At 34.7% G+C, this 25113-nt stretch carries 21 protein-coding genes; 17 read left to right on the top strand and 4 right to left on the bottom strand.

Features of this window, described 5'->3' with window-relative positions:
• The first annotated feature begins 30 nt into the window (after positions 1–30).
• The 17 genes from L1S34_RS08240 (at position 31) to L1S34_RS08160 (ending at position 21211) form a co-directional block, all read left to right on the top strand.
• Entirely contained in the window at positions 31–4365 is a 4335-nt protein-coding gene (locus L1S34_RS08240) for a CusA/CzcA family heavy metal efflux RND transporter (protein ID WP_236363612.1), read from the top strand.
• Positions 4366–4375: 10 nt separating this feature from the next.
• Positions 4376–5491 carry an efflux RND transporter periplasmic adaptor subunit gene (locus L1S34_RS08235; RefSeq protein ID WP_236363611.1) on the top strand — a complete coding sequence of 372 codons (1116 nt, stop codon included), beginning with the start codon at positions 4376–4378 and terminating at the stop codon, positions 5489–5491.
• A gap of 14 nt (positions 5492–5505) precedes the next feature.
• Positions 5506–6624: a VIT1/CCC1 transporter family protein gene (locus L1S34_RS08230; protein ID WP_236363610.1), complete on the top strand. Its 1119-nt coding sequence runs from the start codon at positions 5506–5508 to the stop codon at positions 6622–6624.
• A gap of 53 nt (positions 6625–6677) precedes the next feature.
• Complete coding sequence (locus tag L1S34_RS08225) at positions 6678–7181, top strand: hypothetical protein (RefSeq protein WP_236363609.1); 504 nt, start codon at positions 6678–6680, stop codon at positions 7179–7181.
• A gap of 270 nt (positions 7182–7451) precedes the next feature.
• A complete protein-coding gene (hisG, locus tag L1S34_RS08220; RefSeq protein WP_158729799.1) occupies positions 7452–8309 on the top strand; it encodes an ATP phosphoribosyltransferase in 858 nt (285 codons plus the stop codon).
• Between the two features lie 87 nt (positions 8310–8396).
• Entirely contained in the window at positions 8397–9689 is a 1293-nt protein-coding gene (gene hisD, locus L1S34_RS08215; RefSeq protein ID WP_236363608.1) for a histidinol dehydrogenase, read from the top strand.
• A complete protein-coding gene (hisC, locus tag L1S34_RS08210; RefSeq protein WP_236363607.1) occupies positions 9679–10731 on the top strand; it encodes a histidinol-phosphate transaminase in 1053 nt (350 codons plus the stop codon). Before hisD ends, hisC begins: the two co-directional genes overlap by 11 nt.
• Positions 10732–10747: 16 nt before the next feature.
• On the top strand, positions 10748–11170 hold the full coding sequence (locus tag L1S34_RS08205) for a DUF2846 domain-containing protein (protein ID WP_236363606.1): 423 nt from the start codon (positions 10748–10750) through the stop codon (positions 11168–11170).
• Between the two features lie 195 nt (positions 11171–11365).
• Positions 11366–12502 (top strand): bifunctional histidinol-phosphatase/imidazoleglycerol-phosphate dehydratase HisB, encoded by a 1137-nt coding sequence (hisB, locus tag L1S34_RS08200; RefSeq protein ID WP_236363605.1) that lies wholly within the window; start codon positions 11366–11368, stop codon positions 12500–12502.
• 77 nt (positions 12503–12579) lie between these two features.
• The gene (gene hisH, locus L1S34_RS08195) at positions 12580–13161 is read left to right on the top strand and encodes an imidazole glycerol phosphate synthase subunit HisH (RefSeq protein ID WP_236363604.1); all 582 of its coding nucleotides are present in this window, start codon (positions 12580–12582) and stop codon (positions 13159–13161) included.
• A 104-nt stretch (positions 13162–13265) separates the two neighbouring features.
• The gene (gene hisA / locus L1S34_RS08190; RefSeq protein WP_236363603.1) at positions 13266–13991 is read left to right on the top strand and encodes a 1-(5-phosphoribosyl)-5-[(5-phosphoribosylamino)methylideneamino]imidazole-4-carboxamide isomerase; all 726 of its coding nucleotides are present in this window, start codon (positions 13266–13268) and stop codon (positions 13989–13991) included.
• Between the two features lie 100 nt (positions 13992–14091).
• Positions 14092–14847 carry an imidazole glycerol phosphate synthase subunit HisF gene (gene hisF, locus L1S34_RS08185; protein ID WP_086453301.1) on the top strand — a complete coding sequence of 252 codons (756 nt, stop codon included), beginning with the start codon at positions 14092–14094 and terminating at the stop codon, positions 14845–14847.
• 83 nt (positions 14848–14930) lie between these two features.
• Positions 14931–15530: a bifunctional phosphoribosyl-AMP cyclohydrolase/phosphoribosyl-ATP diphosphatase HisIE gene (gene hisIE, locus L1S34_RS08180; protein ID WP_236363602.1), complete on the top strand. Its 600-nt coding sequence runs from the start codon at positions 14931–14933 to the stop codon at positions 15528–15530.
• Positions 15531–15683: 153 nt separating this feature from the next.
• Positions 15684–16781, top strand: coding sequence for an alpha/beta hydrolase (locus L1S34_RS08175; protein ID WP_236363601.1), 1098 nt, complete (start codon positions 15684–15686; stop codon positions 16779–16781).
• A gap of 45 nt (positions 16782–16826) precedes the next feature.
• The gene (locus L1S34_RS08170; RefSeq protein WP_166134361.1) at positions 16827–18260 is read left to right on the top strand and encodes a leucyl aminopeptidase family protein; all 1434 of its coding nucleotides are present in this window, start codon (positions 16827–16829) and stop codon (positions 18258–18260) included.
• A 3-nt stretch (positions 18261–18263) separates the two neighbouring features.
• Complete coding sequence (locus L1S34_RS08165; RefSeq protein ID WP_236363600.1) at positions 18264–19478, top strand: ATP-grasp domain-containing protein; 1215 nt, start codon at positions 18264–18266, stop codon at positions 19476–19478.
• A gap of 80 nt (positions 19479–19558) precedes the next feature.
• Entirely contained in the window at positions 19559–21211 is a 1653-nt protein-coding gene (locus tag L1S34_RS08160; RefSeq protein ID WP_236363705.1) for a M1 family metallopeptidase, read from the top strand.
• Between the two features lie 65 nt (positions 21212–21276).
• Here L1S34_RS08160 and L1S34_RS08155 read toward each other — a convergent pair whose 3' ends face one another.
• The 4 genes from L1S34_RS08155 to L1S34_RS08140 are packed head-to-tail and all read right to left on the bottom strand — an operon-like array spanning position 21277 to position 25099.
• Complete coding sequence (locus L1S34_RS08155; RefSeq protein ID WP_236363599.1) at positions 21277–22152, bottom strand: sugar phosphate isomerase/epimerase family protein; 876 nt, start codon at positions 22150–22152, stop codon at positions 21277–21279.
• A gap of 20 nt (positions 22153–22172) precedes the next feature.
• Entirely contained in the window at positions 22173–23066 is an 894-nt protein-coding gene (locus tag L1S34_RS08150) for a hydroxypyruvate isomerase family protein (protein ID WP_236363598.1), read from the bottom strand.
• A 6-nt stretch (positions 23067–23072) separates the two neighbouring features.
• Positions 23073–24311 carry a nucleoside permease gene (locus L1S34_RS08145; RefSeq protein ID WP_236363597.1) on the bottom strand — a complete coding sequence of 413 codons (1239 nt, stop codon included), beginning with the start codon at positions 24309–24311 and terminating at the stop codon, positions 23073–23075.
• 50 nt (positions 24312–24361) lie between these two features.
• Positions 24362–25099: a 3-keto-disaccharide hydrolase gene (locus tag L1S34_RS08140; protein WP_236363596.1), complete on the bottom strand. Its 738-nt coding sequence runs from the start codon at positions 25097–25099 to the stop codon at positions 24362–24364.
• Positions 25100–25113: the final 14 nt, after the last annotated feature.

The raw sequence follows: 25113 nt of genomic DNA, 5'->3' as shown, positions 1-25113 counted from the left end.
CCTTACTTTTGAGGTATAAAAAAGATTAAAATGCTTGAAAAAATAATTGCTTTCAGTTTAAAAAACAAACTCATTGTTTTACTATTCACACTCGGAATTTTTGGATTTGGTCTCTTTTCTGTTTTCCAAATTTCAATCGGTGCAGTTCCAGACGTGACCAACAACCAAGTTCAGGTAATTACAACTTCTCGTAACCTTTCCACCCAAGATATTGAACAATTTATTACCTATCCAGTTGAAATTGAAATGGCTAATTTGCCAGGTGTTAAAGAAATTCGTTCGATTTCTAAATTTGGTTTGTCTGTTGTTACCATTGTTTTTGATGAAAATTTAGGAACCTATCTCCCGCGACAACTTATTGCTGAGAAAATTAAAACGGCTTCGGAAAAAATCCCGCAAGGTTTTGGAACACCAGAAATGGGGCCAATCACCACAGGACTTGGTGAAATCTATCAATATACATTAGAAGTAAAACCAGAATTTAAAAACAATTATTCTGTAACAGATTTAAGAACCATTCAGGATTGGGTAGTAAAACGCCAGTTATCTGGAATTAAAGGTGTTGTAGAAATTAACACTTGGGGTGGATTTTTAAAACAATATGAAATTGCAATTAGTCCATCGAGTTTAAAAGCGATGAATATTTCGACCGCTGATGTTTTTACGGCTCTCGAAAAAAACAACAGTATTGCTGGTGGAGCCTACATTGAAAAAGTAAATCAAAGTTATTTCATCAGAGGTGAAGGTAAAGTTAATTCAATAGAAGATATTGGAAATATTGTAGTTCAAAATAATAATGGTCTTCCAGTTTATATTAAAAATGTAGCGCAAATTCGTTACGGTCATGCCAATCGTTTTGGTGCCATCACAGGCAATGGCGAAGGGGAAAAAGTTTTGGGACAAGTCATGATGCTCAAAGGAGGAAACTCTAAACAAGTTATTGATGATGTGAAGAATAGAGTTGCCGAAATCCAAAAATCACTGCCTGAAGGAGTTTACATCAATGGATTTTTAGAACGAAGCGAGTTAGTTGGGAAAACGACTTTTACCGTTGCCGAAAACTTGATTTTAGGATGCTTAATCGTAATTTTTGTTGTGGTACTATTGCTAGGAAACTGGCGTTCTGGTTTGGTAGTGGCCTCTGTAATTCCGTTGTGTTTGTTGTTTGCCATTTCGTTCATGAATATATTTGGTATCGATGCTAATTTAATGAGTTTGGGTGCTATAGATTTTGGAATTATCATCGATGGTGCTGTAATTATTGTCGAATTTATTGCGTTTCAAATAGCTAGTAAATTCGCTCATTTAGGTAATCTTAGTAAGGAAGAACGCCAGCTAGAGATTGACCAAATCACCTATAAAAGCGCTTCCAAAATGATGAATTCGGCTATTTTTGGCCAGTTGATTATTCTGATTGTTTTTATTCCAATTCTATCCTTATCTGGAATTGAAGGTAAAATGTTCAAACCAATGGCAATGACGTTTAGTTTTGCTTTGTTAGGCGCCATGATTTTTTGTTTTACCTATGTTCCTGTCGTTTCTTCATTGTTTTTGAAACCAAAAGAGGAAAATCCAAACTCCTTCTCCAGCAGGTTAATCCATAAGTTGAATTCGTGGTATTTGCCTCTAATTAATTGGGCTATAGCTAATACCAAAAAAGTTTTATATGGTGCTCTTGGCTTATTATTGCTGGCCGCAGGCTTATTTGCAACCATGGGAGGGGAATTTATTCCAACGCTAGACGAAGGTGATTTTGTAATTCAGCCCGTTTTAAAAACAGGAACGTCATTGACTAAGACGATTGCAATTACTACAAAAATTGAAAAAATAATCCTTAAAAACTTTCCAGAAGTTACACAAGTTGTCAGTAGAATTGGCGCTGCGGAAGTACCTACTGACCCCATGTCTATGGAAGAGAGCGATGTTATTGTGAAATTGAAACCCAAATCAGAATGGACTTCGGCTTCCACCAAAGATGAATTGGCAGATAAAATAAAAGCAGCTTTAGAAAATCAAATTCCAAATATGGAAATCGAATTTACCCAGCCGATAGAAATGCGTTTCAACGAATTAATTTCGGGAACGCGATCTGATGTGGCAGTTAAAGTTTTTGGCGAAGACCTAACTATTTTGGCTGAAAAAGCACACGATATAAAAAATGCAATTGCAAAAGTAGACGGTGCTTCGGATATTATCATCGAAAAAACAGAAGGCTTGCCACAAATGTCCGTAGTTTATGATCGTTCGAAAATTGCCCGTTACGGGTTGAATATTGCTGATTTGAACGAAATGATTGCCCTTGGCTTTGCCGGAAAAACCGTTGGAACTGTTTTCGAAGGCGAAAAACGTTTTGATATGGTTGTGCGTTTGGATCAAACAAACCGACGAGATATTGAGGATTTACGCAATTTATACGTTCCAACTCCAAACGGCGAACAAATTCCTTTGCGCGAGTTGGCTTCGATCGAATATACTGAAGGTCCTGCGAAAATTTCTAGAGATAATACCAATAGAAGAATTGTAGTGGGAATCAACGTTAGGAACCGAGATTTGCAGAGTGTAGTTACTGATATTCAGCAAATTGTTGAAAACAAAATCAAATTACCAGCAGGTTATTACGTGAAATATGGTGGACAATTTGAAAATTTACAAAGTGCCAAAGCCCGATTGATGATTGCAGTTCCTATCGCTTTATTTTTGATTTTTATCCTTTTGTATTTTGCTTTTGGATCTGTAAAAGAGGCTTTAATGGTGTATTCAGCAATTCCGTTGTCAGCAGTGGGTGGTGTTTTGTTTTTATGGATACGCGATTTACCGTTCAGTATTTCGGCAGGTGTTGGTTTCATCGCACTTTTCGGAATCGCAGTATTAAACGGAATAGTGCTCATCGAACATTTTAAAGAACTCAAACACCAAGGAATGAAAGATATTGATGCTTTAATTCTGAAAGGAACTACTGATAGATTACGTCCGGTATTATTGACTGCAGCTGCAGCCGCATTAGGATTTTTACCTATGGCAATTTCATCTTCAGCAGGAGCCGAAGTGCAACGACCTCTTGCAACGGTTGTTATTGGGGGATTGTTTACGGCAACAATTTTAACCATGATTGTATTGCCTATTTTATACAAAGTTTTTGAGAATCAGTCTTTCAAAAAAGCGAAACTAAAGAAAACTCAAAATGCAACTTTTATCATTATGTTATTGTTAAGTACTTCATTTGCATTCTCGCAAAATTCTAATCCAGAATTGGATAGTTTGATGTCGAAAGCAATGCAAAATAACAAAGGTATCAAAGCGGCTCAATTGCAAGTGGACAAGACTAAAGCCAATATCAAAACGGCGAATACTTTTGATAAAACCAATATTTATTACAGTTACGATCAAAATAATTTAGCACTCAATAACCAACCTTTGCGTGTTTTTGGTGTGCAACAACGTTTTGCTTTTCCAACGGTTTACGGAGCGCAGAAAAAAGTATTTTCTTCTGAATACGAAAAGGAAAAAGCTAATTTTGAAATTCAAAAAAACAAACTTTCTTTGGCTGTAGCCAAATCCTATCAGCACATTGTTTATTTGCAACATCAAGAAAAACTGTATCAGTATTTGGATAGTTTGTATCAAAATTTCTCGAAAGCAAGCGACAGACGTTTTGAATTAGGAGAAACGAATTATCTCGAAAAAATTACGGCTCAAGCCAAGTTTAGACAAATAAGAACCAAGCTTTCGCAAATTGAGAATGATAAAAAAGCACAGTACGAACTGTTGCAATCCTTACTACAAACCGATGAAACAATTGTGATAAAAAGCAATAAAATAGCACCCTTATCATCTTCTATTGACGAAACAAGTAAAATACTATATACTGCTTATTTAGAAAGCATTACAACTAATTATAAAAGTCAAATTATGTTGCAAAAACAACATTGGCTGCCAGATATTAACCTAGATTATTTTCAAGGTAGAAATAATGGATTATCGCAGTCGTTGTATGGTTTTCAAGTTGGATTTGCGGTACCCATTTTATTCTCAGGACAAGTAGCAAAAAGTAAAGTAGCACAGCTGGAATTGCAAAGTTGGGAACAACAAAAGCAAAATGAAGCTACAAAAATAGAGAAGTACATCACTCAAAAAAAGAATGAATTAGCAAAACATCAGGAGGCAATAAACTACTACAATTCATACGGTAAAAAATTATCGGATGAGATTATAAAAGTGGGAAATAACAGCTACAAACATGGTGAAATTGATTTCTTTCAATACATCCAAAGTCTAGAAAATGCCACAACTATTCAAGTAGATTATTTAGACACTATTTTGCAATTCAATCAAACCCAATTAGATTTACAATACCTCAATTTTTAATATTTTACCAATGAAAAACGCACTCTATATAATCACTATCTCACTTTTTTTATTTTCTTGCAAAGAAGCTAAAACGGAAGAATCAGAACCAAAAGATAACGGCTTAATTACTGTATCTGCTACTCAATTCAAAACCTCGGGAATGGAGATTGGGAGTCCAACAGAACAGGATTTTGATGTTACCGTAAAAGCATCAGGGAAAATTGATGTACCGCCACAAAACCGAGCTAAAGTGAACACTTTTATGGGTGGTTATGTAAAATCGACAACGCTTTTGGTTGGAAATAGAGTCACAAAAGGTCAAGCTTTATTGACTTTGCAAAACACCGAATTTCTGGATATTCAAAAAGAGTATATGGAAGTAGCGGAGCAATTGAATTTCTTGAAATCAGAATACGACCGCCAAAAAACCTTGTACGATGAAAAAATTACTTCGCAAAAAAACTACTTAAAAGCCGAAAGCGACTATAAAAGAGCTAAAGCCATGCATCAAAGTTTACGTGCCAAATTGTTACTCTTGAACATTAATCCTAGAAATGTCGAGAGAGGAATATTGACTTCAACAATCACCATTTTTTCTCCAATAACCGGTGATATTGTGATTATGAATGCCAATGTAGGTATGTATGTGGCGGCTTCGGATGTGATTTTAGAAATTGTTGATACGGATCACTTGCATTTAGAATTAGCTGTTTTTGAAAAAGATATTTTGAATGTGAAAATTGGACAAAAAATACATTTTAAAGTTCCCGAAGCATCCAAAGATGTTTTTAATGCCGAAGTACATTTGGTAGGAAAATCAATTGAAGGAAACGACAGAACAATTAATATTCACGGACATTTAGACGATGCTATAAAACAAAAACTGTTGACAGGAATGTTTGTAGAAGCGGAAATAATTATCGATTCTAAAAAAGGTTTAGCGATTCCTGTTGAAGCATTGGTGACAGAAAACAATAAAAATTTTGTACTTTTAGTCAAGAATGAAAAAAATGGATATTCGTTCCAGAAGGTAAGTGTTACTGTTGGTTCAAAGTCTGAAAAATTTGTCGAAATACTGCCAAACACAGCAATATCAGCTTCATCAAGACTATTAACAAAAGGAGTTTTTGATTTGGTTAATTAATAAAAAAGGAAATAATGGACTTGAATAAACTTAAAGATCAGTTGCAAACAGAGGTTGATACCGCCTTTTTGTACGATAGGATTGCTGCCATTCAGTCTGACGAAAATCTTTCGATAGTTTTACTAAGCTTAGGCGAAATCGAGAAAGGACACGCAAAACACATGTTAGATAAAGTTCGTACCATAGAACCAAATTTCAACATGCCTTTGCCATCTGGTAGAGCAAAATTTCAACTGAAGTTGGGTAAAATTTTTGGTTATAGTTCCATAATTAGCTCGTTATCTTCAATAGAAAAACAGTTTGCCGAAAATTCGGTTCGAAACAAAATTAAAACGGGTGAAAAACCAACTGGTTTTGAGCACAATCACCTAAATATTATTGAGGCTGTAAATAATAATGCAGCTTTAAATGTTTCTGGAGGGTTGTTGTCTAAATTTGAGAGTAGGCATAAATCCGTGGGCGGAAATGCTTTGCGAGCGGCAGTTTTAGGTTCTAATGATGGATTGGTTTCTAATATGAGTTTGGTCATGGGAGTTGCTGGAGCAGCTGTTTCTAATGATACGATATTGTTAACCGGAATTGCAGGACTTTTGGCAGGTGCTATATCAATGGCGCTAGGCGAATGGCTTTCGGTACAAAGTTCCAGAGAATTAAACCAGCGTCAAATTGATTTAGAAACTGAAGAATTAGAAGCTTCTCCCGAAGAAGAGAAAAAAGAATTGGTTTTATTGTATCAAGCCAAAGGAATGAATGTGGTCGAAGCACAAAAATTGGCTGACAAAGCTTTTGAAAATCCGCAAACAGCGATTGATGCCATCATCACAGAGGAATTAGGAATTGACAAAGAAGAATTAGGAGGATCAGCTTGGGAAGCAGCTACAGCATCGTTTGTGCTTTTTGCAATTGGAGCGATTATTCCGTTATATCCTTTTATGTTTTTAGACGGGAAAAATGCAATTTTACTGAGTGTCGGAAGCAGTGTTATAGGGCTTTTTGGAATAGGAGCAGCCATCACTTTATTGACAGGAAAAAGCATTTTATTTTCAGGATTCAGACAAGTGGCTTTCGGTTTGTTAGCTGCAGCAGTTACTTACGGAATTGGTTCGTTAATAGGCGTTTCCTTAGCAGGATAATATTCTAAAAAAATTAAATATCACAAATAAATACTAACTTAAAGTAAAAGATTATGAATGATGCACACTTACACCTAGTTGTAAACCATTTTCCTATTATTGGAACAATCCTTGGACTTGGGATTTTAATCGCTGGAATAGTACTCAAGAATAAATCGGTACAAAACACCGCTTATGTATTATTTGTCATTGCAGCTGTTTTTGGCTTTTTTAGTATGTCTACCGGTGAAGGAGCAGAAGAAATGGTGGAAGATTTCCCAGGAATAGGAAAAGCAATTATTCATGAACATGAAGAAATGGCTGAAAAATTAGCAATTGTTTTGTATGCGCTGGCAATTACATCATTATTTGGTCTTTATTCTAATTTGAAAAACAAGCCAAAAGCAAATCTAGTTTCTTATATCGCGACAGTTGTTGCAATCATCGCTGTGTTTTTTGCGCAAAAAACGGGTATAACAGGAGGCGAAGTTCGTCATACTGAAATTAGATCTGAAAGTGCTGCTGCAGATAGTACTACAGAGAAAATCGCTCCTACAAATGAGGAGGAAAAGCAATAAAAAAGATATATTTAACAAAAAAGCAATATTTAGTTAAAGTATTAATTGCTTTTTAATTAAAAAAGAATCTATATTTGCAAAGAAAAATAAAAGACATGTTTACAATACAATTACATCATCATCATTTTCATTATTGCTCTCAAGCGATGTGTTAATGGTATGCATGTAAATCATCATATTTAAAAACCCGTTTGAGTACATCAAACGGGTTTTTTATTACCCCACATTGTACTCAAACATTATCATTCTAAAAAAACAAAAAACAAAAAAATGAGTACATTAAAAATTGCAATTCAAAAATCAGGTCGTTTAAACGAAGACAGCATTCAAATTCTAAAAGATGCTGGTATCTCAATTGATAACGGAATCGACCAATTAAAAGCTGAAGCATCTAACTTTCCTCTTGAAGTTCTTTATTTAAGAAATTCGGATATTCCACAATATTTAATGGATGGCGTAGTAGATATTGCCATTGTTGGGGATAATTTATTGGTTGAAAAAGGCGGAAATATTGAAGTTATTCAAAAATTAGGTTTTTCAAAATGCAAAGTATCTGTTGCTGTACCTAAATCTTTTCAATACACATCTGTAAAAGATCTTGATGGGATGCGCATTGCTACATCGTATCCTAAAACGGTATTGGATTTCTTTAATTCAAAAGGTGTTACGGTTGACATTCATCAAATTTCAGGTTCGGTTGAAATTGCGCCAAACATTGGTCTTGCTGATGCTATTGTAGATATTGTTTCAAGCGGAAGTACCTTGTTTAAAAATAATTTGAAAGAGGTTGAAGTCATTTTTAAAAGTGAAGCGGTTTTGGCTGTTTCGCCAAAGGTAAGTCCAGAATCTCAAAAAATTATCGACACTTTAAAATTCAGAATCGAGTCGGTTTTAAGAGCTAGAAAGTCAAAATACATTTTGATGAACGTTCCTAATGATAAAATCGAGGCAGTTGGTAAAATTCTGCCGGTTTTACGCAGCTTAACCGTTTTACCATTGGCACAAGAAGGTTGGAGCAGTGTACACTCGGTAATTGACAAAGATACTTTTTGGGATGTTATCGATCAGTTGAAAGAGGCTGGAGCCGAAGGAATCTTGGTATGCCCAATAGAGAAAATGGTCTTGTAAAAACTTTAGATGATAACTTATTTTTAGTAAAAATTCATTGCGAACTTTGCGAAAACCTTTGTGAACTTTGCGGTTAAAAACAATACGATGAACAAAATATACAATCCAAAACCAGAAACGTGGTCTAGTATTTTAGAACGACCTACAAAAACGGTAGATGATATTGAAGCTACTGTAAAAGAAATTTTCAAAGAAATACAGAAAAAAGGGGATGAGGCTGTGGTCAAATATACCTCGCTTTTTGATGGGGTTGCAGTAGACACAATGATTGTTACTGAAGCTGAAATTCAAGAGGCTATCGCTGCAGTACCTCAAGAGTTAAAAGAAGCAATTGCTTTGGCAAAGGCTAATATTACTGCCTTTCACCGTGCTCAAAAAACAGAGCGTGTTGCTGTTGAGACTGTACCTGGAGTTTCATGCTGGCAAGAAAAAAGACCTATTCAAAAAGTAGGTTTGTACATTCCTGGAGGAACAGCGCCTTTATTTTCGACTGTTTTGATGCTTGCCGTTCCTGCTGAAATTGCGGGTTGTAATGAAATTGTTTTGTGTTCACCACCTGATAAAGAAGGCAAAATTAATCCTGCTATTTTATTTGCGGCCAATTTATGTGGCGTAACTAAAATCATGAAAGTGGGCGGAATTCAAGCCATTGCAGGTTTAACTTTTGGTACAAAAAGTATTCCTAAAGTGTACAAAATTTTTGGACCAGGAAATCAGTTCGTAACGGTAGCCAAACAATTGGCAACACAATTTGGAGTTGCTATTGATATGCCTGCTGGCCCGTCAGAATTACTAATTGTGGCTGATGACACTGCCGTTCCTGCTTTCGTAGCGTCGGATTTATTGTCGCAAGCAGAGCATGGAGCAGATAGTCAGGTGATTTTAGTTTCGACATCAAAAAAATTAATTGATGCTGTTGCTGATGAAGTTGCTACTCAAATAGAGGCTTTACCAAGAAAAGCCATTGCTGAGAAAGCCATTGCCAACTCTAAATTAATTTTTGTCGAAAATGATGCTATTGCTTTGGATTTAATTAATGAATACGGTCCTGAACACTTTATTATTTGTTCTGAATTTGATGATTTTTATAGCAATAACGTCCTTAATGCAGGTTCTGTTTTTATAGGAAACTATACTCCTGAAAGTGCAGGTGATTATGCCTCGGGAACCAATCATACCTTACCAACGAATGGTTATGCCAAGAATTACAGTGGCGTAAACTTAGATAGTTTTATGAAAACGATGACTTTTCAAAAAATTAACGAACAAGGAATTCAAGCCATCGGAAAGGCAATTGAAATTATGGCCGAAGCAGAAGGATTGCAAGCACACAAAAACGCAGTTACATTACGATTAAAAGCACTTGAAAATGGAAAATAAGTTCGATATTACTAATTTAGTTCGGGAGAATGTAAAAAACATGAAGCCGTATTCATCTGCTCGTGATGAGTTTGAAGACTTTGATACAGCCGAAATGATTTTTTTGGATGCCAATGAAAATCCGTTTGAAAATGGCGTAAACAGATATCCAGATCCACAACAAATGCGTGTAAAACGCCTTTTAGCGAAACAGCGTCGTGTACAAACGAATCAGATTGTTTTAGGAAATGGAAGTGATGAAATTTTAGATTTACTTTTCAGAGCATTTTGTGAACCAAATACTGATAACGTGATTACTTTGCCGCCAACTTATGGCATGTACGGCGTTTTATCTAATTTGAATGCCATTGAAAATCGAGAGGTTTTACTTTCGGAGGATTTTCAGCCAGAGATTGAAAAAATCATGGAAGCGGTTGACGCCAATACCAAAATGATCTTTTTATGTTCGCCAAACAACCCAACAGGAAACTCCTTTTCAGATGAAAAAGTAGCGTATTTGTTGCAAAATTTCAAAGGACTCGTTGTTATTGATGAAGCGTATATTGATTTTTCTAAAAAAGAAAGTTGGATCAATGAATTGGATGAATATCCTAATTTGATTATTACACAAACGCTTTCTAAAGCTTATGGATTGGCTGGAATCCGTTTAGGAATTTGTTATGCTTCTAGCGCGGTTACTACCATATTAAACCGAATTAAACCTCCTTACAATGTAAACGAATTGTCGCAAAATAGAGCGGTAGCAAGACTTGAAGATCAGAAAGCTATTGCAACTGAAATTGAGTCAATTATATCACAAAGACAACTTTTAATTGAAGCTTTATCAGAAGTGAGCTATGTAGAAAAAATTTATCCTACAGAAGCCAATTTTGTTTTGGTAAAAGTGGATGATGCCAATAAAAGATATACTGAGTTAATTGCAAAAGGAATTGTAATTCGAAATAGAACTACTCAAGCACTTTGTGAAAACACATTGCGTTTGACAGTAGGAACTGAAGATGAAAATAAAAAATTAATAGTAGCTTTGAAGGATATTGTATAACCTTAATTCAAACAAAATGAAAAAAACAATTTTAACTTTATTAGTGTCGTTATTTTTTGCGGTTGGAGTAGCTGCGCAAGAGACAAGTACATCAGAAACAGGTAAGATTTATTTTTTGCGTTCAACAGGTTTTCAGGGCTCAGCAGTAGCTTTTAAAACTTTTATTGATGGTGAATTTGTGTGCAAGTTGAATAACAAAAAATACTCTATCCATGAGGTACCTGTTGGGAAACATGAATGTTCTGTTCAATTTGGCGGCAAAGTATCCAAAGAAAAAGCAGAGAAATTTGTAATTGATGTACAACCGGGCAAAACAGTTTATGTTCAAATTGTATTTGAATCAGGTATACTTATAAACAATGTGTATTGCGAAGAAGTAACAGAAAACACTGCTACTAGTAAAATGCAAAACATGAAGGAAGATACTGAATGTAAATGATACTTTTAGCTTCACTGCTTCGCGTGAGGGAATGTAGTGGAGCTCTTTGTAGTGCCGCGAAGCTGGGCAGTACAAAAGCGGGAACGAATAGCCCGACCCGACTTTTTTTGGAGGGGCACGCCCAAAACTTGAAATATTATATTAAAATAACAGAACGCAGTTGCAGTTGCCAATGCGTTTATTAGTAGGAATACCATGAAAAAAGTGCTTTTTATAGATCGTGATGGAACGATGGTTTTGGAACCTCATGACTACCAGTTGGATAGTTTTGAGAAATTAGAATTTTACCCAAATGCGTTTCAATATTTGGGAAAAATTGCAAAAGAATTGGATTTTGAATTGGTTATGGTGACCAATCAAGATGGTTTGGGAACTGCTTCGCACCCCGAAGAGAATTTTTGGCCAGTGCATAATTTGGTGATGAAAGCTTTTGCAAATGAAGGTGTTGTTTTTAGTGAAGTTTTGATCGATAAAACATTCCCACATGAAAATGCTCCTACACGCAAGCCAGCAACAGGTTTATTGACTAAATATATCAATAGTTCTGACTATGATTTGGTAAACTCATTTGTAATTGGTGACCGCATTACTGATGTGGAATTAGCGAAAAATTTGGGTGCAAAAGGGATTTTCATCAATACTGATGAAGCATTAGGAAGTGACGAGATAGCTTCAAAAAGAGAAGAATTAGACTCGGTAATTGCCTTACAAACTACAGATTGGAAAACGATTTATGAGTTTTTAAAACTAGAGGAACGTTCTGCAACCATTTCTAGAAAGACGAATGAAACTGATATTTACATCAATTTAAATCTAGATGGAACTGGGAAGAGTAAAATTGAAACCGGAATTGCGTTTTTTGATCACATGCTGGACCAAATTGCACGTCACGGTCAAATGGACTTGGAAATCCTTGTGAAAGGTGATCTAGAAGTTGATGAACACCACACGATTGAAGATACTGCTATTGCTCTTGGAGAAGTTTTTGCAAAGGCGTTGGGTAACAAATTAGGCATTGAGCGTTATGGTTTTTGCTTGCCAATGGACGACTGTTTAGCTCAAGTGGCTATTGATTTTGGTGGTAGAAATTGGTTGGTTTGGGAAACCGAATTCAAACGAGAAATGGTAGGTAAAATGCCAACCGAAATGTTCTTTCACTTTTTTAAATCGTTTTCAGATGGTGCCAAAGCCAATATCAACATCAAAGCTGAAGGTACCAATGAGCACCACAAAATTGAAGCGATTTTTAAAGCTTTTGCAAAAGCGATAAAAGTAGCCGTGAAGCGCGATACGGAAAAAATGATTTTACCAAGTACAAAAGGTATGTTGTAAAAATGTTTCAAGTTTAAAATTTCAGGTTGACTCGAGCAACTTTAAACGTTAAACTTGAAACTTGAAACAAAAGTGAAATGAAAATAGTAATTATAAACTACGGAGCCGGAAATATTCAAAGCATCATGTTTGCCATAGAGCGTTTGGGTTTTACAGCTGCGCTTAGTAACGATTGGAAGGAAATAAAAGCGGCGGATAAAGTTATTTTTCCCGGTGTTGGTGAAGCAAGTTCTGCAATGAAAATGCTTATCGATAGTGGTCTTGATGTATTAATTCCTACTTTGAAACAACCTGTTTTAGGGATTTGTTTGGGTATGCAATTGATGTGCAACAAGTCAGAAGAGGGAAACACGGCCGGTTTGGAAATTTTTGATGTAGATGTAGTAAAATTTACTTCAAAAGTAAAAGTGCCGCAGATGGGCTGGAATCAAATTTATAATTTGAAATCAGATCTGTTCAAAGGAATTGCTGAAAAGGAATATATGTATTTGGTACATAGTTTTTATGCGCCAAATTGCCCCGATGCCATTGCTACCACAAATTATGAAGTAGAATATGCCTCAGCATTGAAGAAAAATAATTTTTACGGAACACAATTTCATCCTGAAAAAAGCGGTGATGTTGGCGAACAAATTTTAGGGAATTTTTTAAAATTATAAGATTGAAAAATTCAAAGATTGAAAAATTAGGGAGTCAAATATTTCTTTGACTAACAGTGTTAATCTTTAAATAATTCAATTATTAAATCTTTAAATTAAAATAAATGAGAATAATACCAGCAATAGACATCATCGACGGGAAATGTGTCCGTTTGTCAAAAGGCGATTACAACACCAAGATTATTTACAACGAAAATCCGTTAGAAGTTGCTAAGGAATTTGAAGCGCACGGAATTGAATATTTACATTTAGTAGATTTAGACGGAGCAAAATCAAGCCAGATTGTAAATTATAAAATATTGGAACAAATTGCAACGCAAACCAGTTTAAAAATTGATTTTGGCGGCGGTTTGAAAGCTGATTCCGATTTGAAAATTGCGTTTGAAAATGGTGCGAATCAAATTACTGGCGGAAGTATCGCAGTTAAAAATAGAGAATTATTCGGAAAATGGATTTCGGAGTACGGCGCGGATAAAATTATTTTGGGAGCAGATGCCAATAATGAAAAAGTAGCTGTTTCAGGCTGGTTAGAAAATTCAAATGAAGATTTGATTCCGTTTATTCAAGACTATCAAAATAAAGGAATTCAGTACGTAATTTGTACTGATATTGCCAAAGATGGTATGCTAGAAGGACCATCATTTGATTTATATTCGAAGATTTTGGCGGATGCCAATGGTATAAAATTAATCGCTTCTGGTGGAATTTCTACTTTTGAGGAATTACCAAGACTTGCTGAATTAGGTTGTGAAGGAACGATCATAGGTAAAGCCATTTACGAAGGACGAATCTCATTGAAACAGTTAGAAAACTACATGTTAAATAAATAGATTATTTTGCGAAGAAGCACAAAGAAGATGCAAAGATTCACCAAGATTTTTGTGTATCTCTGTGAAAGTTTTGCGAATCTCTGTGTAACAATTATAAAAAATGTTAACAAAAAGAATAATTCCTTGTCTCGACATTAAAAACGGAAGAACTGTAAAAGGCGTCAACTTTGTAGATTTACGTGATGCTGGAGATCCGGTTGAATTAGCTAAAATATATTCGGATGAAGGAGCTGATGAATTGGTTTTTTTAGATATTTCGGCAACCGAAGAAAGAAGAAAAACATTAATTGATTTGGTTCGAAAAGTAGCTGCAACTATTAATATTCCATTTACAGTTGGTGGCGGAATTTCCTCTGTTAAGGATGTTGATGTTTTATTGCAAAATGGTGCCGATAAAGTATCTATCAATTCATCAGCTGTTAAAAATCCTCAGTTGATTAATGATTTGGCACAAAAATTTGGAAGCCAATGTGTTGTAGTTGCTATTGATGCTAAGCAAATTGACGGCCAGTGGATTGTACATTTAGTTGGTGGAAAAGTACCTACTGAATTGAATTTATTTGATTGGGCAAAAGAGGTCGAGCAACGTGGAGCGGGTGAAATATTATTCACCTCTATGGATAATGATGGAACTAAAAACGGCTTTGCTAATGAGGCTTTGGCCAAACTTTCGGAACTAGTTAATATCCCAATTATTGCTTCGGGAGGTGCAGGAAACATACAGCATTTTGTAGATTCGTTTATTGATGGAAAAGCCGATGCAGCCTTAGCAGCAAGTGTATTTCATTTTAAAGAAATTGAAATCAAAACATTAAAAGAAGCTCTTAAAAATAACAATATTGAGGTTAGGATATAGAAACAGATACTAGAATAAAGAGAAAAGAGAATCGTACTAGATAATCTTTCAATTTTTAATCTTTCAATCTTTAAATTAAAAAAATGAACATAGATTTCTTAAAAAATACAGACGGATTAATTCCAGCCATTATACAAGATAGCGAAACCAAAGCCGTTTTGATGTTGGGCTACATGAATGAAGAAGCATATCGTAAAACTATTGACACGCAAAAAGTAACTTTTTTTAGCCGCTCTAAACAAAGACTTTGGACAAAAGGAGAGGAGAGTGGCAACTTTTTAAACTTGGTTGATATAAAAAATGACTGTGATGGCGATACTTTATTGATTCAAGCAAAACCAGTTGGACCAACATGTCATACAGGTGCTGATACTTGCTGGCAAACAGAAAACAAAGCTGATTATGGGTTTATTTCGCAATTAGAGAAAACCATCGAAACGAGAAGAGAAAAAGCTGACTCTGAAAAAAGTTATGTTGCTTCTTTATTCCAATTAGGAATCAACAAAATTGCACAAAAAGTAGGCGAAGAAGCAATAGAAGTTGTAATTGAAGCCAAAGATGATAATGATGATTTGTTCTTAAGTGAAAGTGCTGATTTATTGTTTCATTATTTGATTTTACTGCAAGCCAAAGGATTCAAATTGAATGATGTTATTGATGTGCTGAAAAGTCGACAGAAATAATCTAGAAAACTATAAAAACAAAACCCAATAGAAATTTAAAATCTATTGGGTTTTGTTTTTTATTTAAAATACTAAACTTGTATATTTAATTTTTGAAAATCAAATAATTAAATATCTGAAACAGTTTTTCAATCTTTTAATACAATCCACATCTTGCAACAAAACACCAATCATACCGGCTTGTACATTATTCTAACTACAGAGGAAGATGATATGAGACCGGTTTACATAGCAGGAAATTTCAATAATTGGCAAACACAGGACCAAGCATTTGTGATGGAAAAAATGGGGCAAAACAAATACCATTTTAAGTTCCCAAATGATTTTGTTTTTCCTGAAACTCTTTTGTATAAATTTACAAAAGGTGATTGGAGTGAAGTAGAAATTGACGAAAATGGCAATCGAACAGAAAACCGCACAACTGTTTTAAGAACAGGAATTCAGCTCGAGTCAGTAGCGCGATGGAGGAAAAATTGGTTGCCCTTTAAGCAGTCGTTTTTACCACAAATACAATTAATTTCAGATGAATTTGAAATCCCTCAACTCCATAAAACACGAAAAATTTGGGCTTTACTGCCACACGATTACGATCAGTCAGAGGAGAGGTATCCTGTCATGTATTTACAAGATGCTCAAAATTTATTTAACGATAATTCTGAATTTGGCAACTGGGAAATCGATAAAAAAATAGCAGTGATGTCAGAGTACAAAATCGGTAAAATTATCATCATTGCTATTGAGCACGCTGAAGAAGACAGACTCAAAGAATATAATGTGGGTAAAACAATTTTAGGAAAAGGACAAGGTAAAAAGTACATTCGATTTGTTACCGAAACACTAAAACCATACGTTGATGTTCATTTTAGAACAAAAAAAGAACGAGAATTTACTGGAATTGGTGGAAGTAGTATGGGTGGATTGGTCAGTATTTTTAGTGGGCTCCGAAATCCTGAAGTTTTTAGCAAGTTGATGATATTTTCTCCTTCGTTGTGGGTTGTGCCCGAATTAACTATTAAAACCAACGAAGTTCCTTTTCCTGAAACAAAAATTTATTTATACGCTGGCGGAAATGAAAGTAAAACGATGCTAAATCAAGTTAAAAATTTTAAAAATGAATTAATAAAGAGTACATTTATAAAAGACTTGAACTTATTGAATGTCAGTGTAAATAGATATGGGCAACACAGTGAGCGCTATTGGAGTGATGAATTCCCAAAAGCAATCGAATGGTTGTTTTTTCAACAAAAGTAAATTCAATAAACAAATAGTTCCAATAACTAGTTTACATACATCATTATGAAAATAAAAATCATTCCAGATTTAGAAGGCTTTTCAGGAACGATCTTGATTCCAATATTTGAAAATGAAGAGGTTGATAGAAACACAGTAATCTTAGAAAACACCTCAGTACCATCAACTCTTTTTAGCGGAAAAAAAGATAGCACTTATGCGTTTCAATATAAAAATAATTTGTGTTTGGCAATTGGTTTGGGAAAACAAGCCGATTATAAAACAATAAAAACTATTTTTAGGCGTGTAGCAACAAAACAGCAAGATCTGCTAAATGAAGATGTTGCCATAGTGATTTCAGAAAATTTTTCTGCAACTCAGGTTGAAGCGATCATTTCTGGTTTATTATTAGGAACTTATAATTTAGGACATTACAAAAAAGAGCAAAAGAATCATGCTTTTTTAAATCCGAATTTCATTTTAAACATAGTCACTACTTTAAATTTCAAGTTGGCAGCCGAAAGAGGAATTAAAATTGCTCATGCGCAATTGGCAAATTTCCATTTAGTAGATCTGCCACCCAATACCGTTACACCCAAGTATCTCGCCAATTGGGCTATAGAAAAAGGAAAACAATATGGTTTTGATGTAGTTGTTTTAGGCCATGAAGATGCCAAAATTGCAGGACTTGGTGCATTTTTAGCGGTGGGTAAAGGTAGTGAGCAAGAGCCGCAGTTTGTAATCATGAAATATGTACCAAAGAACGCTATTCAGCCACTTAAGCACGTGGGATTGGTAGGTAAGGGCATTACTTTTGACACAGGAGGCTTAAATATAAAAACTGCAGGAATGTTGCATATGAAGTGCGATATGGCAGGTGGCGCAGCTGTATTTGGTGCCATGCAATTAATAGCTGATTTGCAACTACCTATTAAAGTAACTGCTATTGTTCCTTGCGCGGAGAATGCAGTAGATGCCAAGTCTTTTTTGCCAAGCGATGTAATTAAAAGCTATAGTGGTCATTCTATTGAAATTATTGATACTGATGCTGAGGGCCGACTAATCTTAGCTGATGCTTTGTCCTACATGATCAAGAATTTTAATCCTGAATATTTAATTGATATTGCTACATTAACAGGTAGTAGTGTAGGTACTTTTGGCTATGAATGCGGTGCATTATTTACGAACAATTCTAAAATAGCGGAGCAATTACAAGTAAATGGGGACGCAATTGGCGAAAGGCTGTGGCAGTTACCACTCTGGGATTGCTACAAAAGTGATATTCAAAGTGATATTGCAGATGTGAAAAACTATAGTGGAAAAGCAGTTGCAGGAGCAATTAGTGCGGCTAAATTTTTAGAATATTTCACAAACGAGCATCCTGCTTGGGCTCATTTAGATATTGCAGGCGTGGCATTTGGCGATGATGAATTTGCTAAAAGTAAACACGCAACAGGTTATGGTGTACATTTATTAACTTTATTTGTTGAAAATCTTTAAGTTATGAAAAATTCCAAAAATTTTCTTTGCATCTCGAACTACTTTAAAGGGACTGATTTTTTAACTCATCTAAGCAAATTAAACAACAATGTTTATTTGGTTACTAGCGAAAAATTAAGAGATAAACCTTGGCCTCACCAACACATAAAAGAAATTTTTTATATGGAAGGGCAAGACGTCGACTGGAATTTAGAGCATTTATTATTAGGTGTAGGTAACTTTATGAAATCTACAAAAATTGATGCCATTGTAGCTCTTGATGATTATGATGTAGAAAAAGCGACTTATTTGCGTGAAAATTTACGAATAGACGGAATGGGGCAAACAACCGGAAGATACTTTAGAGACAAATTGGCCATGCGCATGAGAGCGAAGAGTTGTGCAATTCCAATACCCTCTTTTTGTTCTCTTTTTAATGATCATGATATCAATACTTTTGCAGATACTGTAGCAGCTCCGTGGGTTCTCAAACCAAGATCTGAAGCTTCGGCATCAGGAATCATAAAAGTAAATGATAAAGAAACACTTTGGATTCATATAAACGAGCTCGGTAACAATAGATTTAAATACCTTTTAGAACAGTTTAAACCTGGTTCCGTGTACCATTGTGATAGTTTAATTTCAAAGGGTGAAGTTATTTTCAGTTTAACATCTAAGTATTTAGCGACCCCGATGGAAATATCACAGGGCGGTGGCGTTTTCAGAACAGCTAATGTACACTATGATTCAGAGGATGATTTAGTTATAAAAGAATTAAACGTTCAGGTCATGAAAAGTTTTGGTTTAAAGCATGGTGCCGCGCACACTGAGTTCATCAAAAATGAAGAAACTGGTAAAATGTATTTTCTTGAAACTTCGTCAAGAGTAGGAGGCGCTCATATAGCCGAAATGGTGGCAGAGGCATCTAATATTAATTTGTGGAAAGAATGGGCTGCAATTGAAAATTCATTAGCCAAAGGAACGGCATACCAATTACCAACCGTTAAAAAAGAATATGCTGGTATTGTGCTCACACTTTCAAAGTACCAACATCCGAACTTAGCCGCTTTTTCTGACCCAGAAGTTTGCTTTAAAGTTCCTTTAGAATACCATGCGGGAATCATTGTTAAATCAGATAACGCGGAACGTATACAATTTCTATTAGAAGATTATGGAACCCGATTACGGGAAGATTTTACAGCTGTAATAGAGCAAGTTAAAGTGGGTAATTTACATTAATACTTACAATAAAATCAACTAGATAAAATCACTTTTTTAAAATGAATAAATTATTAGATCTTATTGTTCATATACGAATCATGAAAAAAACGTTTATTTTTATTTTATTAGGCCTTTCAGTTCAAGCAAGTTTAGGACAAGAGCTTTTGCAGAAAAACATAGAAAAATTTTCACATCAGGACAGCTTGCGTGGCAGTATTACAAAGGAGCGCGCTTGGTGGGATCTAAAAAAATACCATCTTGATATTAAAGTTAATCCTCTAGATAGCACAATCAGTGGATCAAATACAATTACGTATCAAGTTTTGGAAAATGAAAAAAAGATGCAAATAGATTTGCAACAACCAATGCAAATTTCTAAAGTCATTCAAAACGGAAAACAAGTTTCTTTTCAAAGAGACGGTAATGTATTCTATCTTAACTTGACGGAAGCTCAAACAAAAGGAAGTATACAGCAAGTACAGATTTTTTACAACGGAAAACCAAAAGTAGCTGTTAATCCACCTTGGGATGGCGGAATTACTTGGAAAAAAGATGCCAATGGAAAATCTTTTATAGCTTCCTCTTGTCAAGGTCTAGGTGCAAGTGTTTGGTGGCCTAACAAAGATCACATGTATGACGAAGTAGAGAATATGTTAATCAGTGTGAATGTTCCATCCTCATTGACCAACGTATCAAATGGTCGTTTAAAAAGTATCAAAAAATTAAAAGATGGAACGAGTACTTTTACTTGGTATGTTGCCAATCCGATTAACAATTACGGCGTAAATATCAATATTGGAGATTATGTTTCTTTTTCAGAAAAATACAAAGGTGAAAAAGGAAATTTAGATTGTACGTATTATGTTTTGAGAGATAATTTAGCAAAAGCCAAAAAACAATTTAAAGACGTTCCTAAAATGTTGAAAGCTTTTGAACATTGGTTTGGACCTTATCCATTTTATGAAGATAGTTACAAATTGGTTGAAGCGCCGTACCTTGGAATGGAACATCAAAGTAGTGTAACATATGGAAACGGATATCAAAATGGATACCGAGGCAGGGATCTAAGCGGAACAGGATGGGGATTAAAGTTTGATTTTATTATCATACACGAGTCTGGCCACGAATGGTTTGCGAATAATATTACCTACAAAGATATTGCTGACATGTGGATTCATGAAAGTTTTACGAACTACTCTGAAAGCCTCTTTTTAGAGTATTACTACGGAAAGGAAGCTGGATATACTTATGTGAGAGGTCTTAGAAATATAATTGAAAATGATAAACCTATAATTGGTAAATACGATGTAAACAATGAAGGTTCGGGTGATATGTATCCTAAAGGAGCAAACATGTTACACACCATTCGCCAATTAGTGAATAATGATGAAAAATGGAGGAAAATATTGAGAGGATTGAATAGTACTTTTTATCACCAAACGGTAACGACCAAGCAAATTGAAGATTATTTATGCAAGCAAACTGGAATTGATTTGTCAATGATTTTTAATCAGTATTTAAGAGATGTTCGTGTACCAAAATTAGAATATTCTGTAAAGAATAATCAACTTAAATATCGCTGGACAAATACTATGCAAGGTTTTAATATGCCTTTAAAAATCACTCTAAATGGCAAAGATGAATTATTACAACCAGAAAATCAGTGGAAAACAATTCCATTATCTAATAATGAACTTAAATTGGTAATAGATCCGAACTTTTATGTAGAAACTTTAAAAGTAACAGAATAATTTAAATACTCAACAAAAAAGGGATACTGATTGCATCCCTTTTTTGTTGAGTTTATTTTTAAAGTTTAAATTAAATTTTTCTTGATATAATTAAAACTCGTTGCTGCTGATTCTATCGGATTAGGTTTGTAATTTGATTCATGTTCCAAGAAAAATCGTTTCATTCCCGCTTGTTTTGACTGAGTAAATATTGCTTTAAAGTCGATAGCACCTGTGCCAATTTCTGCATTAAAATCAGGATTTGCTTTATCCATATCTTTTACATGCCACATACTAAAGCGGCCTGGATATTTTTTAAACAATTCCAGAGGATTATTTCCAGAACGAACAACCCAGTACAAATCCATTTCAAAATCAACTAAATCTTTGTCTGTATTGTTTAGCAAAATTTCATATCCATTCGTTGTTCCAAATTTGGTGAATTCAAAATCATGATTATGGTATGCCAATTTCAGCCCACCACTTTTACAAATACCACCAATTTTGTTTACATGTTCTGCCAATTTTTTGTACGCATCCGCTGTAGTTCCTCTCAAATCAGCTACTATATAAGGTACCGTAATATATGTACTACCCAAAGTATTGGCGGTTGTAATGTAATCCGAAACTAAATCAGTAGATCCATCTTTAATCATGCTATTGAAATCAAAATGATTGCTACTAGCTTTTAAACCATTATCATCTAACATTAATTTAAAATCTTTCACACTTGTTCCAAAAAATCCTGTCTTAGGAGCGTATCCAAAAGTTTCTACTTCTGTAAATCCAGCTTTGCCCACTTGTGCCAAAACACCTTTAACATCTTTAGGTAATGTATCACGCAATGTCCATAATTGAATCCCGATGGCTTTTCTTTTAGCTTCAAAAGCAAAACTTGGAGCAATGGCTAAAGCACCTAATGCTAAACTGGTATTGATTAGAAATTCTCTTCTTTTGTTCATGATCTTTATTTTTTTAAAAGTTAAATGTCACAAATTGAAATGGCTTGTTGTAACGAAGCTACTTTATTAGAGTTAGTAGGTATAAATTCTTGACCTACAAAACCTTTAAAACCTGTTTTTGCAATGGCTTTCATAATTGCAGGATAGTTCAATTCTTGGCTATCGTCAATTTCATGTCTTCCGGGAACTCCAGCGGTATGATAATGTGCAATGAATTGATGATTATTTGTAATTGTACGAATAACATCTCCTTCGTCAATTTGCATATGGTAAATATCATACAGTAATTTAAAGTTTGGAGAATTAATACGTTTCGCTAAAGCAACACCCCAAGCTGTTTTATCACACTGATAATCTTTATGATCAATTTTACTGTTAAGTAATTCCATGACTAAAGTTACGTCGTGTTTTTCGGCAAGTTTTAGTAGCGGTTGTAACCCAATTACGCAATTTGCTAAACCTTCTTCATCCGATTTTCCTCTTTTGTTTCCGCTAAAACAAATAAGATTAGAATATCCAGCAGCCGCAACCCTAGGAATCATATCACTATATCTTTTTTGTAATTGCTCATGGAAAATAGGATCATTAAAACCATCAACAAGATTAAGTTCAGCTCCATTGCACATGGTAGAAACTAAATTGTATTTTTTTAAAATTGGCCAAGCGTCAGGACCTACCAAATCAATTCCAGTAATACCTAACTTTTTAGCTTCTTGACAAAGAGTTTCTAAATCTAAATGATCAAAACACCAGCGAGAAACCGAGTGATTGATTGTGCCTTTTAGTTTAATACTTTTAACAGAATTAAAACTTTGAGACTGACCAAATGCCGCCATTTGGCTTGCAAAACCTAAACTTGCTGTACTTGCCAAAATACCTTTTATGGCTGATCTTCTGTTTAAAGAGTCGCTCATGATGCGCTAGATTGAATTAACAGCTGGAGTACCTTCCTTTTTTTGGTCAAATAATAAAGCAAAAATCACAAAAACAAAGAAAGCAATGGCTGCTGGAGCAATCCAAACCACTTGCCAATTAATAGCTCCATCAGTAAGCTTGTAATTGTCAGTAATCCAACCTGCAACCGCAAATCCTATTAACATTCCAACGCCATAAGTAGCGAGAGTTATTAATCCTTGTGCAGCACTTTTATATTTTTCTCCCGCTTTTGAATTGGTATATATTTGACCTGAAACAAAAAAGAAATCATAGCAAATACCGTGAAGTGCAATTCCAATAATAAGCATAAAACTTAAGTCATTTCCATTCCCGTAAGCAAATAGAAGATAACGAACAGCCCATGCCAACATACCAATTAAGATTGTTTTCTTAAAGCCATAGCGACTAAAAAATACAGGAATAAAAAGTAAAAACAAAACTTCAGAAATTTGACCAATTACCATTTTGCCAGTTGGTCCTTCAATACCTGTTTGTGACAAGTAAAGATTGGCGTTTTGATAGTAGAATGCCAATGGAATACAAATAAGTATTGATGAGATGAAAAAAACAGCAAAGTTTCTATCCTTTAAAAGTTTTAAAGCATCTAAACCTATTATATCTGCAATTTTTATTTTTTCGTCGCTACCTTTTGGTGGGGTAGCTGGTAAAGTAAAACTAAAAAGGCCTAATAGTAAAGAAGCGCTGCCTGCTAGTAGGAATGTATTTTTAAGTAATCCGTCACGAAGTCCTTCTGCAGAATCCCAATGAAAAACATAGCTAATAGCTAAGCCAGCAATGATCCAACCAAGAGTTCCAAAAACTCTAATATTTGAAAATTCTTTTTCAGGATCTTTCATTTGATTAAAAGATACTGAATTGACTAGAGCCAATGTTGGCATGAATAAGATCATGTAACTCAATACATAAGTGTAAAAAACAGAAACATCCGAAGATTTATACATTTGATACATTAAAAAGGCACCAATTATATGCAAAATACCTAGAATCTTTTCTGCATTAAAGTAGCGATCAGCAATTAAACCAATGATGAAAGGAGCAACAATGGCACCCCAAGATTGTGTAGAAAAAACAGCAGCGCTTTCTGATCCCGAAGCATTTAAATTGTTTCCTAAAAAAGTTCCTAATGTAACAAACCATGCGCCCCAAACGAAAAATTCAAGGAACATCATGATGGATAGTTTTACTCTGGTTGTAGTATTCATTGGTTAAAATAATAAGTGGTTTGGTTAGTTAATAGCATTCTTTTATCAAATTACATTCCGGCTTCACAGCCAGTGGTAATCTTCATGGTATTCCATTCTTTAATCAAAATATTTCTAAACCAAACATTATCACCATGGTCTTGTAAAGCAATTTTACCTTTTTTGAAAGTTCCAAATCCAGGCCAAGTTGCAAATTTGCTACCAGCAATTAGATTTTTAAAATTAGGATCCCACAAAGTAGTCTCTACGATTTTTACGCCATTCAATTGAAAAGTAAGTTTTCCAAATTTGCAGACGATATCAACAGAATTCCATTCACCAGCTGGTTTTACTGGCTCTGAACTACTTTTTATCAAATCGTACAAATCACCAGCTCTGTGTTTTTCAATTTTTGCATCAGGATGTCCTGCATTGTCTAACACTTGCATTTCAAGACCAGTCTCGTAAGTGTTTTTATATTTTGTTAAATCTTCATTCACATAAAATATAATTCCACTATTGGCATTAGATGCCACTTTCCATTCTAACTTCAAGTGGAAATTTTCATATTCTAGATCAGTAACCAAGTCGCCACCTTGACCATCTTTCGAGGCAGTTGGATCAAAATGCAACATACCATCTTCCACTTTCCATGCACTTCCTACTGTTTTTTTTCCGTAAGTATGCCATCCTGTTGTTGATTGGCCATCAAAAATTGATTTAAACCCTTTTGGAACAGCTGTTTGCTGTGCATTTGATGTTTGCATTGCTACTAGCAGAACAAACGCCGAACAAATATTTTTAATCATTTTATTGTATTTTA

This window comes from Flavobacterium sp. K77 (genome assembly GCF_021608205.1).
In the GTDB taxonomy this organism is placed as follows: Bacteria; Bacteroidota; Bacteroidia; order Flavobacteriales; family Flavobacteriaceae; genus Flavobacterium; species Flavobacterium turcicum.
Note: the sequence above shows the minus strand (reverse complement) of the source record. Positions and strands in the feature narration are given on the sequence as shown.

Coding starts and splice junctions, on each gene's coding strand:
- L1S34_RS08240 (WP_236363612.1), top strand. CDS start 31: ATGCTTGAAAAAATAATTGCTTTCAGTTTAAAAAACAAACTCATTGTT.
- L1S34_RS08235 (WP_236363611.1), top strand. CDS start 4,376: ATGAAAAACGCACTCTATATAATCACTATCTCACTTTTTTTATTTTCT.
- L1S34_RS08230 (WP_236363610.1), top strand. CDS start 5,506: ATGGACTTGAATAAACTTAAAGATCAGTTGCAAACAGAGGTTGATACC.
- L1S34_RS08225 (WP_236363609.1), top strand. CDS start 6,678: ATGAATGATGCACACTTACACCTAGTTGTAAACCATTTTCCTATTATT.
- hisG (WP_158729799.1), top strand. CDS start 7,452: ATGAGTACATTAAAAATTGCAATTCAAAAATCAGGTCGTTTAAACGAA.
- hisD (WP_236363608.1), top strand. CDS start 8,397: ATGAACAAAATATACAATCCAAAACCAGAAACGTGGTCTAGTATTTTA.
- hisC (WP_236363607.1), top strand. CDS start 9,679: ATGGAAAATAAGTTCGATATTACTAATTTAGTTCGGGAGAATGTAAAA.
- L1S34_RS08205 (WP_236363606.1), top strand. CDS start 10,748: ATGAAAAAAACAATTTTAACTTTATTAGTGTCGTTATTTTTTGCGGTT.
- hisB (WP_236363605.1), top strand. CDS start 11,366: ATGAAAAAAGTGCTTTTTATAGATCGTGATGGAACGATGGTTTTGGAA.
- hisH (WP_236363604.1), top strand. CDS start 12,580: ATGAAAATAGTAATTATAAACTACGGAGCCGGAAATATTCAAAGCATC.
- hisA (WP_236363603.1), top strand. CDS start 13,266: ATGAGAATAATACCAGCAATAGACATCATCGACGGGAAATGTGTCCGT.
- hisF (WP_086453301.1), top strand. CDS start 14,092: ATGTTAACAAAAAGAATAATTCCTTGTCTCGACATTAAAAACGGAAGA.
- hisIE (WP_236363602.1), top strand. CDS start 14,931: ATGAACATAGATTTCTTAAAAAATACAGACGGATTAATTCCAGCCATT.
- L1S34_RS08170 (WP_166134361.1), top strand. CDS start 16,827: ATGAAAATAAAAATCATTCCAGATTTAGAAGGCTTTTCAGGAACGATC.
- L1S34_RS08165 (WP_236363600.1), top strand. CDS start 18,264: ATGAAAAATTCCAAAAATTTTCTTTGCATCTCGAACTACTTTAAAGGG.
- L1S34_RS08160 (WP_236363705.1), top strand. CDS start 19,559: ATGAAAAAAACGTTTATTTTTATTTTATTAGGCCTTTCAGTTCAAGCA.
- L1S34_RS08155 (WP_236363599.1), bottom strand. CDS start 22,152: ATGAACAAAAGAAGAGAATTTCTAATCAATACCAGTTTAGCATTAGGT.
- L1S34_RS08150 (WP_236363598.1), bottom strand. CDS start 23,066: ATGAGCGACTCTTTAAACAGAAGATCAGCCATAAAAGGTATTTTGGCA.
- L1S34_RS08145 (WP_236363597.1), bottom strand. CDS start 24,311: ATGAATACTACAACCAGAGTAAAACTATCCATCATGATGTTCCTTGAA.
- L1S34_RS08140 (WP_236363596.1), bottom strand. CDS start 25,099: ATGATTAAAAATATTTGTTCGGCGTTTGTTCTGCTAGTAGCAATGCAA.